Source organism: Streptomyces sp. NH27 (genome assembly GCF_056859195.1).
Genome location: NZ_JACEGK010000196.1, coordinates 1 through 13,138 on the forward strand (window position 1 = coordinate 1; position 13,138 = coordinate 13,138).

8 protein-coding genes and 1 pseudogene are annotated in these 13,138 nt (G+C 70.0%); 4 read left to right on the plus strand and 5 right to left on the minus strand.

Annotated features, from left to right (window positions below; all coding sequences use genetic code 11):
* Window positions 1–18 precede the first annotated feature (18 nt).
* The 3 genes from AC13HU_RS17670 to eccD form a co-directional block, all read right to left on the minus strand.
* Complete coding sequence (locus tag AC13HU_RS17670) at window positions 19–2,238, minus strand: polyribonucleotide nucleotidyltransferase (RefSeq protein ID WP_483042842.1); 2,220 nt, start codon at window positions 2,236–2,238, stop codon at window positions 19–21.
* A 336-nt stretch (window positions 2,239–2,574) separates the two neighbouring features.
* Window positions 2,575–2,862: a 30S ribosomal protein S15 gene (gene rpsO / locus AC13HU_RS17675; RefSeq protein WP_033173003.1), complete on the minus strand. Its 288-nt coding sequence runs from the start codon at window positions 2,860–2,862 to the stop codon at window positions 2,575–2,577.
* Between the two features lie 195 nt (window positions 2,863–3,057).
* Window positions 3,058–4,503: a type VII secretion integral membrane protein EccD gene (gene eccD / locus AC13HU_RS17680; RefSeq protein WP_483042843.1), complete on the minus strand. Its 1,446-nt coding sequence runs from the start codon at window positions 4,501–4,503 to the stop codon at window positions 3,058–3,060.
* 267 nt (window positions 4,504–4,770) lie between these two features.
* Between eccD and eccCa the strand changes: the two genes are divergently transcribed.
* The 4 genes from eccCa to AC13HU_RS17700 all read left to right on the plus strand — a co-directional run bounded on the left by eccCa (window position 4,771) and on the right by AC13HU_RS17700 (window position 11,020).
* A complete protein-coding gene (gene eccCa / locus AC13HU_RS17685; RefSeq protein ID WP_483042844.1) occupies window positions 4,771–8,757 on the plus strand; it encodes a type VII secretion protein EccCa in 3,987 nt (1,328 codons plus the stop codon).
* A gap of 120 nt (window positions 8,758–8,877) precedes the next feature.
* Window positions 8,878–10,095 carry a hypothetical protein gene (locus AC13HU_RS17690; protein ID WP_483042845.1) on the plus strand — a complete coding sequence of 406 codons (1,218 nt, stop codon included), beginning with the start codon at window positions 8,878–8,880 and terminating at the stop codon, window positions 10,093–10,095.
* Window positions 10,096–10,151: 56 nt separating this feature from the next.
* Window positions 10,152–10,424, plus strand: a complete 273-nt coding sequence (locus AC13HU_RS17695; RefSeq protein WP_483042846.1) for a hypothetical protein — start codon at window positions 10,152–10,154, stop codon at window positions 10,422–10,424.
* Window positions 10,421–11,020 carry a hypothetical protein gene (locus AC13HU_RS17700; RefSeq protein WP_483042847.1) on the plus strand — a complete coding sequence of 200 codons (600 nt, stop codon included), beginning with the start codon at window positions 10,421–10,423 and terminating at the stop codon, window positions 11,018–11,020. The genes AC13HU_RS17695 and AC13HU_RS17700 overlap by 4 nt, the downstream gene beginning before the upstream one ends.
* 92 nt (window positions 11,021–11,112) lie before the next feature.
* Here AC13HU_RS17700 and mycP read toward each other — a convergent pair whose 3' ends face one another.
* Complete coding sequence (gene mycP, locus AC13HU_RS17705) at window positions 11,113–12,366, minus strand: type VII secretion-associated serine protease mycosin (RefSeq protein WP_483042848.1); 1,254 nt, start codon at window positions 12,364–12,366, stop codon at window positions 11,113–11,115.
* Window positions 12,367–12,474: 108 nt separating this feature from the next.
* Window positions 12,475–13,138, minus strand: a pseudogene (locus AC13HU_RS17710) (hypothetical protein); the annotation flags it as partial.

Consider the following 13,138-nt stretch of genomic DNA (forward strand, 5'->3'; position numbering starts at 1 on the left):
CTGCGGTGGAGCGGGTCGTCACTTGGCCGACTCGTCCTTCTTCTCGGAGTCTTCCTCTTCACCCTCGACGACCGGGATCAGGGAGAGCTTGCCGCGCTGGTCGATCTCGGCGATCTCGACCTGGACCTTGGCGCCGACGCCGAGGACGTCCTCGACGTTCTCGACGCGCTTGCCACCGGCGAGCTTGCGGATCTGCGAGATGTGCAGCAGTCCGTCCTTGCCGGGCATCAGCGAGACGAAGGCACCGAAGGTGGTGGTCTTCACGACGGTGCCCAGGTACCGCTCGCCGACCTCGGGCATGGTCGGGTTGGCGATCTGGTTGATCGTCGCCCGGGCGGCCTCGGCCTGGGAGCCCTCGGTGGCGCCGATCAGGACGGTGCCGTCGTCCTCGATGGAGATGTCGGCGCCGGTGTCCTCCTGGATCTGGTTGATCATCTTGCCCTTGGGGCCGATGACCTCGCCGATCTTGTCCACCGGGATCTTGATGCTGATGATCCGCGGCGCGTTGGGGGACATCTCGTCCGGGACGTCGATGGCCTCGTTCATGACGTCGAGGATGTGCAGGCGGGCGTCGCGGGCCTGCTTGAGGGCCGCGGCCAGCACCGACGCCGGGATGCCGTCGAGCTTCGTGTCGAGCTGGAGGGCGGTGACGAACTTCTTGGTGCCGGCGACCTTGAAGTCCATGTCGCCGAAGGCGTCCTCGGCACCGAGGATGTCGGTCAGCGCGACGTAGTGCGTCTCGCCCTCGATCTCCTGGGAGATCAGGCCCATGGCGATACCGGCGACGGGGGCCTTGAGCGGCACACCGGCGTTCAGCAGCGACATGGTGGAGGCGCACACCGAGCCCATCGAGGTGGACCCGTTGGAGCCCAGTGCCTCGGAGACCTGCCGGATCGCGTAGGGGAACTCCTCGCGGGTGGGCAGGACCGGGATCAGGGCGCGCTCGGCGAGCGCGCCGTGGCCGATCTCACGGCGCTTGGGGGAGCCGACGCGGCCGGTCTCGCCGACGGAGTACGGCGGGAAGTTGTAGTTGTGCATGTAGCGCTTGCGCGTCTCGGGCGCGAGCGTGTCGAGCTGCTGCTCCATGCGGAGCATGTTGAGGGTGGTGACGCCCAGGATCTGGGTCTCACCGCGCTCGAACAGCGCCGAGCCGTGCACCCGCGGGATGGCCTCGACCTCGGCGGCCAGGGTGCGGATGTCGGTGACACCGCGGCCGTCGATACGGACCTTGTCGCGGATGACGCGCTGGCGCACCAGCTTCTTGGTCAGCGCGCGGTAGGCCGCGGAGATCTCCTTCTCGCGCCCCTCGAACTGCGGCAGCAGCTTCTCGGCGGCCAGACCCTTGACCCGGTCCAGCTCGGCCTCGCGGGCCTGCTTGCCCGGGATGGTCAGCGCCTGCGCCAGCTCGCCGGTGACGGCGGACTCCAGCGCCTCGAACACGTCGTCCTGGTAGTCCAGGAAGATCGGGAACTCGCCGGTGGGCTTGGCAGCCTTGGCGGCCAGTTCGGACTGGGCCTTGCACAGCACCTTGATGAAGGGCTTGGCGGCTTCCAGACCGGCGGCGACGACCTCCTCGGTCGGCGCCTCGACACCACCCTCGACCAGCTTGATGGTGTGCGCGGTGGCCTCGGCCTCGACCATCATGATCGCGACGTCGCCGTCGTCGAGCACGCGGCCGGCGACGACCATGTCGAAGACGGCCTCTTCGAGCTCGCTGTGGGTCGGGAACGCCACCCACTGGTTCTTGATCAGCGCGACCCGGACACCGCCGATGGGGCCGGAGAACGGCAGGCCGGCCAGCTGCGTGGAGCAGGAGGCGGCGTTGATGGCGACCACGTCGTAGAGGTGGTCGGGGTTGAGCGCCATGATCGTGCAGACGACCTGGATCTCGTTGCGCAGGCCCTTGACGAAGGACGGGCGCAGCGGGCGGTCGATCAGCCGGCAGGTGAGGATGGCGTCCTCGGACGGACGGCCCTCGCGGCGGAAGAAGGAGCCGGGGATGCGGCCGGCCGCGTACATGCGCTCCTCGACGTCCACCGTGAGGGGGAAGAAGTCGAAGTGCTCCTTGGGCTGCTTCGAGGCGCTGGTCGCCGACAGCACCATGGTGTCGTCGTCCAGGTAGGCCACGGCGGAGCCGGCGGCCTGGCGGGCCAGGCGGCCCGTCTCGAAGCGGATGGTGCGGGTGCCGAAGGTACCGTTGTCGATCACGGCCTCGGCGTAGTGGGTCTCGTTCTCCACTATGGGGTTTCTCCTCGTCTTTGCCCGCAGGGCGTGTCCCTGCCGGGCCTTCGGTGGAGGTGCGTCGTCCAGCCGGGGCCGGTCTTCGATCGAAGCCTCCGGTGGCGGCTGCCACCCGGGGGCCACTACCGAGGACCGGCGTATGCGGCGGGTAGGAGGACGCTCCTCCTCATTCGTTGTCAACAGCCCCATTGCACCAGACGCGGGCCGGGTCGCGCACGTCATGTGCGCAGCCTGCGGGCGGGTGCTGCCGGAGCCGTCGAACGGTTGCTCGGAACCGTTGTACGGAAAAAGGGAGCGGTCCCGTTGGACGGGGACCGCTCCCTGAACGGCTTCCTAGCGGACGCCGGCCGCGCCGGCACGGATGCCGAGGCGCTCGCGGAGCTCACGGAAGCGCGTGATGTCCTTCTTGGCCAGGTACTGCAGCAGACGGCGGCGCTGGCCGACCAGGATCAGCAGACCACGACGCGAGTGGTGGTCGTGCTTGTGGGTCTTGAGGTGCTCGGTCAGGTCCGAGATCCGGCGCGACAGCAGTGCGACCTGGACCTCGGGGGAGCCGGTGTCGCCCTCCTTGGTGCCGAACTCGGCGATGATCTGCTTCTTCGTCTCGACGTCGAGCGACATACGGACTCCTCATGGTGTCTACGGCCTCCGAGCGCCCCCGGTCCACATCGCGGGGGAATCTCACATGACTCGCGAGGCGCTGCCACGTGGTGCGTGCACACACGTGACCGTCACCCAGAGTACCAGGGTGCTTCGACCCTCTTACCCGCGGGTCACCTGCCTGGCGCCGGGCCGGCCGCCGGGTCAGTCGCCGGGTCAGCCGCCGCTCAGGCCGCGGACCTTGCTGTAGACGTTCACGACGGCGAGGCACAGCGGGACGAGGGAGAGCAGGACCGCGCCCTCGGTGATGTCCAGCGCGCGGCCCCAGAACAGGGACAGGCCCTTGCGGGGCACGATGAGGGCGATTGCCGTGAAGAGCGCGGCGCCGGCCGCGGTGGCCGCGCCGATCCAGATCGTCCGGGTGTCGATCGGGCCGCGGTCGCCGCGCAGCATGTCGATGAGGGCGCTGGTGGGCGGGTTCAGCGCCAGGCCGAGGACGAGCAGGGCCAGGCCGATCGTGCCGGCCGCCAGCAGAGCGGCGACCTGGGCGGTGTACCGGAAGAGCCGCGCGCGCAGCAGCGCCGCGATGCCGGTGGCCAGGGCGAGTGTCTGCGCCCACAGGGCGTGGGTGAAGCCGAGGACCGCGATGGAGCCGATCACGACGGCCGAGCAGCCGATGACCAGGCCGAGCAGCAGTTCGTGGCCGCGGCGGGCCTGCGCGGCGATGCGCTGGTAGTCCACGCGGGTGTCACCCGCCTCGCCCAGGGTGCGGAAGCCGATCGGCAGGCGGGCGAAGCGGGCCGACCAGCCGGGCAGGAAGCCGACCAGGGCCACCGCGCACACCGCCGCGACGGCGGCGGCGTAGCGGGGCGGTGAGTCCGCCGCGATCACGCCGAACGTGGCGAGCGCGCCCGCCGCGGCCAGGAGCGCGGCACCGACAAAGGGCGCGTCGCCGTAGGGCAGCAGCGCGATCAGCAGCACCGCGGCCACCAGCACGGTGACGCAGCCGACCAGGAACTGGATCCGCCCCACGCCCTCCCCCGCGTCGGGCGCGATGATCCCCGACCCGGCGATGAGCAGGTGCGGCAGGGCGGCCAGGCCGAGGGCGACGGCGGAGGCGCGGTCGTCGTAGGCCCGGGCGCGGGTGCCCGCGAAGGCGATCAGCACCACGCCGGTGACACCTGCCAGCACCCCGGGCAGGGAGTGCATGTTGTGCCGTACCGGGTCGGCGAACCAGAGCACGAACCCCATCATCGTCAGCAGGACCGCGCCCGCGGTCAGGCCGCCGGCGCGCATGAGGCCGTCGTTCCAGCGGCGGTTGTCCCGGTCGACGGCGGTGGCGATGGCCTCCACCACGTCGTCGTAGACCACTGGCGGCAGCGAGTCCGCGTACGGCCGCAGTGCGAGCAGTTCACCGTCGAGCACGCGCTGCGCCGACAGGGACAGGCCCCCGTCGAGCATGCTGCCGTCCGGCCGTAGCAGGTGGAAGCCGACGGGCTCGCCCTCCGCCTGCGTCTGGCCCGACAGGTGCAGGACATGGGCACGAAGGTCGGCGACCGGCACGTCGTCCGGCAGCGCGACGTCGATCCTGCGGTCCGCCGCCACCACCGTCACGCGGCAGTAGCCGGTGGCCGATTGGCCGGTCGCCGATATGGTGCTCACCGAGCAGATCCCCCTTGGTCGTGCCTGGCTGTGTCAGTCCGGATCACTCCTGACTGCCGCGACACCCTACCGGTCGCATGTGGTGATTCCGTGAAGTCCCCTTGACAGGAGGCGACATTACGCCGAGTAGGATTACGCGTGGGGGCGGAGTGGTAGCGGAAGTGCCTGCGATGGCCCTGCTGTGTCCGGCCGCTCGACGTCTTCAGACCTCGTCTCGCGACCGGCCACGGTGACATTCCGATGTGACATGAGGGCTGGTGCTTTCGGTTGAGCGTGGTCATCGTCAAGCGTCCGCCGCGGGCTCTGCCGCGCGCGGTACCGTCCGAGAGCGTGCGGGTCCAGCCGCCACCCGGACTGCCACGCGGGCAGGACCAGGGACTGATGATGAGCCTGCTGCCGATGTTGGGCATGGGCGGCTCGGCGGCTTATTTCTTCACCACCTCGCAGCCGATCATGATGATGATGGGCGGCTTGATGCTCGTCTCGACCGGCGCCATGGCGGTCGCGCAGTTCGTCAAGATGCGGCGGGGCGCGGCCGGCGGCCTGGCCGACCTCCGCCGGGAGTACCTGACGTACCTGACGGAGGTGCGCGACGAGGTCCGCTCCGTCGCCGAACGCCAGCGCGGCGCCCAGTTGTTCACCCACCCGGCGCCCGACCAGCTGTGGTCGCTCGTCTCGGTGACCGGTGGCGCGGGCAACCGGGTGTGGGAACGCCGGCAGAACGACCCGGACTTCGTGCAGATACGATTCGGCCTCGGGCCGCAGCGGCTGGCGACACAGCTGGTGCCGCCGCAGACCGGTCCCGCGGACGGCCTGGAGCCGCTGACCCAGCACGCGCTGGAGACCTTTCTGCGCACCCACGCCGAGGTCGAGGACCTGCCGCTCGCGGTATCGATGCGCGCCTTCTACCATCTGACGCTCTCCGGCGACCGCGAGGGCGTCTACGGGACGGCCCGCGCGGTCCTCGGTCAACTGGCCACGCTGCACAGCCCGGACGACCTGGTCATCGCGGTGGTGGCCGGTCCGGCCGCCGCGCCGCGATGGGAGTGGACGAAGTGGCTGCCGCACGCGCAGCGCAGCGGCACGGCGGACGGCGCCGGCAGCAGGCGGCTGTTCTGCGGCGACCTCGGCGACTTGGAGACGATGCTCGCCAAGCGGCTGGAGGACCGGCCGCGGTTCAGCGCGGACGGCCGGCCGCTGCTGGACAAGCCGCACATCGTGGTCGTCCTGGACGGCGGCGCGGTACCGCAGGACTCGGCGTTCACGGCGTCCGAGGGTGTCCAGGGGATCACCGTCATCGAGGTGGTGCCCGGCGATCTGGGCCGGCCGCGCGGCGGCCTGTCGGTAGTGGTCCAACCCGGCCGGCTGCTGCTGGAGTCCGCGGACGGCACCGTGTACGAGGGTGTGCCCGACGCGCTGTCCGAGGTCGAGATGGACGCCCTGGCTCGTCAGTTGGCGCCGCTGCGGATGGGCAGCGGCGGTCCGGACGACGAACCCCTGCTGGCCGACCTGGACTTCACCGACCTGCTGGGCTTCGGTGACGCGGCGGCCGTCGACCCGACGCGCACCTGGCGGCCCCGGTCGCAGAACGAGCGGCTGCGGGTGCCGATCGGCGTCGGTGAGAACGGCGAGCCGGTCATGCTCGACATCAAGGAGGCCGCTCAGGAGGGCATGGGCCCGCACGGCCTGTGTATCGGCGCCACCGGCTCGGGCAAGTCCGAGTTGCTGCGCACCCTCGTGCTGGGCCTGGCGGTGACGCACTCCTCGGAGACCCTCAACTTCGTGCTCGCCGACTTCAAGGGCGGCGCGACCTTCGCGGGCATGTCCCAACTTCCGCACGTCTCCGCGGTGATCACCAACCTGGCCGACGACCTGACACTGGTCGACCGCATGCGCGACTCCATCACCGGCGAGTTGCAGCGCCGTCAGGAGTTGCTGGCCTCCACCGGCCAGAAGGACATCACCAGTTACGAGAAGGCGCGGGCGGCCGGCAGCGCGCTGGAGCCGCTGCCGTCGCTGCTGCTGATCATCGACGAGTTCAGCGAACTGCTCAGCGAGAAGCCCGACTTCATCGACATGTTCATCCAGATCGGCCGGATCGGCCGGTCCCTGGGCGTGCACCTGCTGCTGGCCTCGCAGCGGCTGGAGGAGGGCCGGCTGCGCGGCCTGGACACCTACCTGTCCTACCGGATCGGCCTGCGAACCTTCTCGGCGTCGGAGTCGCGGGCGGCACTGGGCGTGCCGGACGCCTACCACCTGCCGTCGGTGCCCGGCTCCGGCTACCTGAAGTTCGGCACCGAGTCCATGGTCCGCTTCAAGGCGGCGTACGTCTCCGGGCCCTACCGGACCCGCGGCTCCGCCCGTTCCAACGGACCGGTGCCGCAGGAGCGGTATCCGGTGCTGTTCACCGCGGCCGAGGTGCCGGTGGTCCGCGCGGCCCCCGAGCCGGCCGTGGCGGAGACCGCCGCGGCGGACCCCACGAGCAGCGCACTGGCGGACACGGTGCTGGACGTCATCGTGCGGCGGCTGGAGGGGCAGGGCGCGCCCGCGCACGAGGTGTGGCTGCCGCCGCTGTCCGAGCCGTCCTCGCTCGACCAGCTCCTGCCGGCCCTGGCGGTGTCCGCGGAGCGCGGCCTGACCGCCTACGGGCCGACCACCGGCCAGGCGACCGCGCAACCGACCAACGGCTCGCTGGACATCGCCCTGGGCATCGTCGACAAGCCCTTCGAGCAGCGGCGGGACGCCCTGCGGCTGGACTTCTCCGGTGCGGCGGGTCACCTGCTGGTCGTCGGCGGGCCGCGATCCGGCAAGTCGACGCTGGTGCGCACCCTCATCAGCACCTTCGCGCTCACCCACACTCCGGTTGAAGTGCAGTTCTACGGACTGGACTTCGGCGGTGGCGGCCTGCTCGCGCTGGACGGCCTGCCGCACGTCGGCGGGGTGGCCTCGCGACTGGACACCGAGAAGGTACGGCGTACGGTCGCCGAGGTGGCCGGCATCCTCAGCCGCCGCGAGGAGTTCTTCCGAGCGAACGCCATCGACTCGATCGACACCTACCGGCGCCGCAGGAACGCGGGCCAGATGCCCGGCGACGCGTGGGGCGACGTCTTCCTGGTGGTCGACGGCTGGCTGTCCTTCCGCTCCGACCAGGAGGTACTGGAGCCGGTGGTCACCGACATCGCGGCGCGCGGCCTCGGCTTCGGCGTGCACGTGGTGCTGACGGCGGCCCGTTACTCCGAGGTCCGGCCGGCGCTCAAGGACCAGATCCAGTCCCGTGTCGAGCTGCGGCTCGGCGACCCGATGGAGTCCGAGTTCGACCGCAAGGTGGCCCAGAACGTGCCGGCGGGCGCGCCCGGTCGCGGCCTGACCCCGGACCGGCTGCACTTCCTCACCGCCCTGCCGCGGATCGACGCGTCCTCGGCGGTGGCCGACCTGTCGGACGGCACGGCGGCGTTCGTCGCGGCCGTCGACGCCAACTGGCAGGGCCCGCGGGCCCCGAAGGTCCGTATGCTGCCGTCCTCCCTGCCCGCGACCCAGTTGCCGAACGGCGGCGACTTCCCGAACCGGGGCGTGGCGATCGGTATCGACGAGCTCGCACTGGAACCGTCGTACGTGAACTTCGAAGCCGACCCGCACTTCCTGATCTTCGGCGAGAGCGAGTCGGGAAAGACCGCGCTGCTGCGGCTGCTGATCAAGCAGATCACCGAGCGCTACACCCCGGATCAGGGCCGGATCATCATGGTCGACTACCGCAGGACACTGTTGGGGGTCGTGCCGGACAGCCATCTGGTGGAGTTTGCGGCGTCCGCGCCCGCGCTGGAGCAGTTCACCCAGTCGATGCGGTCGGTGCTCAGCGGGCGGGTGCCGACCTCGGAGGTCACCCAGGAGCAACTGCGCAACCGCAGCTGGTGGACCGGGCCGGAGATGTTCATCATCGTCGACGACTACGAACTCGTCGCGGGCTCCAGCAATCCGCTGGCCGCGCTGCTGGACCTGCTGCCCTTCTCCAAGGACATCGGGCTGCACGTCATCCTCGCCCGCAACACCGCCGGCGCCGCACGCAGCCTGTACGAGTCCTTCATGAGCCGGCTGCGGGAGCTGAGCAACCAGGGTGTCCTGCTCTCCGGCGACCGCGACGAGGGCGCGCTGCTGGGCAACATCAAGCCCACCCGGCTCCCGCCTGGCCGGGGCTTCCACGTCACCCGTCGGCGCGGATCGCACCTCATCCAGACCGGCTGGGTACCCGACCAGTGAATCGCGCCACCGCGAGGAGGAGGTCAGCGCCACACACGTGACATACCGTCAAAGCCGCGGACACGATCGCGGGCACGACCATCGAGAACACCGGCCAACTGACAGCACGGGGGACACACGATGACCGATCTGAAGACACCGCCGTCGAAGGACTTCACCGCCTACAGCAGCCTGATCCAGAACCAGGGCAGCCACTTCACCACGCTGAAGAACTGGAGCAGCAGCGAGTGCGCCCAGACCGACGGCCTGGACGGCGTGCTCGAGATCCTGCGCCCGATCGTGCCCAAGGTGTCGGGCTTCTTCAACGGCCAACTCGCCCACTGCGAGAAGGGCATGACCACCGTCGCGGGCAAGGTCAAGGAGACCAGCAGCGACTACGCCCACACCGAGCACGCGAACCAGGTCCACCTGCAGGGTGTGTACGGCAAGCCGCTCGCGGGCTTCCCGGACATCGGCGCGACCCCGGGCCTGCCGCACTCGGGCGACTTCAAGGACGAGCCGGTCACGCTGAAGCAGCTGACCAGCGCCGAGGAGGACACGGCGCACACCATCAAAGAGCAGCTCAGGCTCATGAAGGGCGGTGAGCTGAAGAAGGCCGAGAAGATCTTCAAGTGGTGCACCGGCAAGAGCCTGATCGGGATCCTGATCGACCCGATCTTCGGTGAGTTCGGCCGGCTGAAGTACCTGGAGGAAGCGTTCGCGGAGCTGAGCGACGGCACCTACACCGTGGCCGGCACGCTGCGGAAGGGTTCCTGGTCGCTGGCGGACGAATGGACCGGGCAGTCGGCGACGGCCTTCGACTCGTACATGTTCCGCTGGAGCATGGGGATAGGCGGCATAGGCGACGCCGCCAAGGTGGCCTCCGCGGCGTACAAGGCGGGGTACGACACCATCGTGCCGCTGGTCTTCCTCGTCCTGAAGGACCTCAACAAGCTGATCAACGACGAGATCAAGGCACTGGTCGAACAGGGCGAGAAGGCGCTCGGCGGGGATGCCGCGATCGAGGCGATCGGCGGAGGTCCGGAGGACCCGCTGGCGGACATCGCCGCGGGTATCTACACGGCCTACCGCCTGTACAAGCTCTACAAGATCGCCAGGACGATCGTGTCGATCATCATCGGCATCGAGAAGACCATCGACAAGATCAAGGAGGCGGTGTCCACTCTCAAGAAGGCGGCGGGCGACGTCTCCGAGCTCCTCAACAGCCCGATGAACCTTCCCACCGTCGGCAGTCTCGTCGACGACGTGGAGCAGAAGGGGTTCAGCTTCGAGAAGCAGGGCAACTGGCCGCCCGATGCCGGCTCGGCCCGCATCGCCATGCTGCCGCCCGCGCAGTGACGACGACACACCGCCCGCACCAGCCGTACCGACCGAGCAAGGGGACGACACCGACGATGTACAGCTTCCACGGCCCCGAGGACAACGACGCGCCGTCCGCGTCCTCCGGGCAGGACGACGACGGGGACGACCGTCTCGACGCCGTCCTCGACGAGATGCTCGCCAACCAGACCCCCCGGCAGCGGGAACTGGCCGGGCAGATCTGGGACCGGTTCGTGGCGGGGGACGACGTGGACGACGTCAAGGACCTCATCGACAAACTCAGCCGGACCGCCACCGAGGACGCCAAAAAGCGCCGCGAGGTCCCCCGGACGGGAGGTATCGGGTGATCCAGTCGTTCGACGAATTCACCTGCGTGCCCGAATTCAGCCGCAAGCAGACGACGTTCGACCTCCACGTCAAGGGACAGTCCGCGCCCGTGGCCCAGGTGCGCAAGGAGGGCGTCACGGACTCCTTGCGCCCCTACCTCGTGTGTGACGGCCCCCAACTGGACCAGCGCATCGGGTGGGTGAACAGCGTTCAGGCGCTGGACGCCGAGGGCAAGGTGGTCGGGGAGATCTCCCGCCGTTCGAGGACCTACGCGGAGGACGACCTCAGCGTCACCCAGCCGGGGCTGCCCGTCCTCGAAGGCCGCCCGGAAGGCGTGCAGACGCGGGTGACCCGCAGCTTCCCGATGAACATCGTGCTGGGCAACGTGGGAGCCGGTTACGTACTGGCCACCCGCTACCGCTTCAGCGCTCCGGACTGCAAGGGCTTCTCGGTCGCGCGCAAACAGGGCGTCAGGTCGCGCTACACCGTGACGATCCACGACCAACGGATCAATCGGCTCGTCCCGCTGACCTGCATCCTCTACATGGTCAAAAATCTCTCCGGTGACGTCCGTCAGGGATTGTCGAACCTGACGAGCAACCCCTTCAAGATCTGATCACTGCAACGATCCGAGGGATCGAGATCCCGGCGTTCGAGATCCGAGCGCGCTCCCGGCCCGCCGCAACACCTGCGGCGGGCCGATCACTTCTAGCCGCGCTGCCCGCGGCGGCGCACCGTCACGAACGCGATCGCCGCCACCACGACGACGACGGCCGCGCCGACGCCGATCCACAGACCGTGGCCGCCACCGCCGCCACTGTTCGAGGTGTCAGCCGCGAGTGGGCTGCCTGACGGGGACAAGGACGGGGACGCCGCGCCCGAGCCGGACGTCGCCGACGGGGACGTACTCGGGGAGGACGTCGCCGAGGCCGGAATGAGAGGGTTCACGTCGGCCGGACCGGGGTCACCGGGCGTCTCCAGGGCGACCCGTGGGCGGACCGCGCCGTATCCGAGCACGTCGTCCCGCTTGGCGCCGGAGGCAGGGTGCCCGGCGGTGTTGATCAGCACCCTGATCACCTGGTCGGCGGTCCAGCCAGGGTGCTTGGCCCAGACGAGGGCGGCCGATCCGGAGACCAGTGCGGTGGAGTCACTGGTGCCGGAGGTCTTGCAGAAGCCGGTGCCGCCCGAGCACGCGTGGAACATGTCCACGCCCGCCGCGGCCAGCGCGACCTGCGGACCGCGCTCGGCGAACTTCGTCGATTGGGCCTTCTGGTCGAAGGAGGAGACGCCGACGACACCGGGCAGGGCGGCGGGGTACTCGACCGGGTTGCCGGAGTCCCGCTCGTTGCCGACCGCGGCGAAGATCAGCTTGCCCTTGGACTGCGCGTAGGCCACCGCGCTGCTCAGGTTCGCGCCGCTCTCCGGCTGCCCCATGGAGATATTGATGATCTGGGCCGGCGAGTCGGCCGCGTAGCGGATTGCCTTCGACATCTGGTCCAGCAGATGCGCCGACCGCTGGGCCTCGGTGCCGTTGGCCAACCCGTCGTCGACACGCAGAGGCAGGATCTTCGCCTCGGGCGCCACTCCGATCGGACCGGAGGCCCCCGCGCCCGAGCTGGCGATGAGGCTCGCCATGCCGGTGCCGTGCGCGCTGAGCGGGTCCTGTGCGGTTCCCGGGTCGCCGGAGAAATCCTTACCCGCCAGCACCTTGCCCGCCAGTCCCGAGGCCGACGGGGACACTCCGCTGTCGACCACCGCGACGGTGATCCCCTGCCCCTTGCTGAGCTTCCAGGCGTCGTCCAGCCGCATGGCGCCGAGGTGCCACTGCTGGGCGCGGATGGACTGGGCAGCCGCCGGAGCGGCGGCTGCCGTGCCCACGCCGACGAGAGCGGCTCCCGTCGCCAGCGCCGTGACGACGGCCTTCCTCGTCGGGGAAACGGCGGCCCTGCTACTCCTGCGCATGAGTCAACTCCTGTGGGGCGAGGGGACTTTCGCCAACCCTCTCATCGGGCCGCCCGGGAAGATGACCGGGGCACCGGATCGCTCCTGCCCGTCTACCGGATTCCTGGTCTATGCCTCGTGCCCGTGGGGTCCGCGGCGCTGCGCCCTGCGAGCACGCCACCTCTCACGGACACCGCCACCCGAAGACGCCTCGCCACCGGGGGTGTCGTGCTCGCCCTCGGCCGACCCCTCCGCGATACGGTCCGTGGCCAGGTCCGTCTCACGGTTCAGGCCCTCGCCTCCCGCGGTGAAGTCCCGCCCCGCACGAGGCCCGACGGTGGACGGGACACCCAGACTCCCCTCGTTCTCCACGAGGTTCTCCCCCACGACGCCCTCGCGGGCGGTGCGACTGCCAGGACGGCTTCTGGAGGACCCCGGGTACGCGCCCCCGCTCGTGCCCCCTCTGCCGATGCCTCCACCACCACCGCCGCCACCACCACCGATGGCGGTGCTGCGCGGAATCGCGTTCCCCTCATTGTCGAGGCCCGACAGCCGCTGGCTGGCGCGACCACCCATGATGGTGTTGTTGGTCGGCGGCTGCCCCGGGCCCAGCCCGCCGATCCGTCCGACCGGCGGCTCGCCGACAAACGGACCACGCCCGCCCGACGGTCCGTAGTTGTACCTGTTCCCGTTCCCGGACAGGTTCCGGTCGAGGCCCTCTGCCTCCCGCTGGAGCGCCGACCTGGTGGTGTTCAGCGCGTTGGGGTCGAACGTGGGGCCCTTCCCGGTCGAG

Excerpts from the sequence above, each read along its gene's own strand:
- rpsO (WP_033173003.1), bottom strand. The coding sequence starts at position 2,862 with ATGTCGCTCGACGTCGAGACGAAGAAGCAGATCATCGCCGAGTTCGGC.
- AC13HU_RS17690 (WP_483042845.1), top strand. The coding sequence starts at position 8,878 with ATGACCGATCTGAAGACACCGCCGTCGAAGGACTTCACCGCCTACAGC.
- AC13HU_RS17695 (WP_483042846.1), top strand. The coding sequence starts at position 10,152 with ATGTACAGCTTCCACGGCCCCGAGGACAACGACGCGCCGTCCGCGTCC.
- mycP (WP_483042848.1), bottom strand. The coding sequence starts at position 12,366 with ATGCGCAGGAGTAGCAGGGCCGCCGTTTCCCCGACGAGGAAGGCCGTC.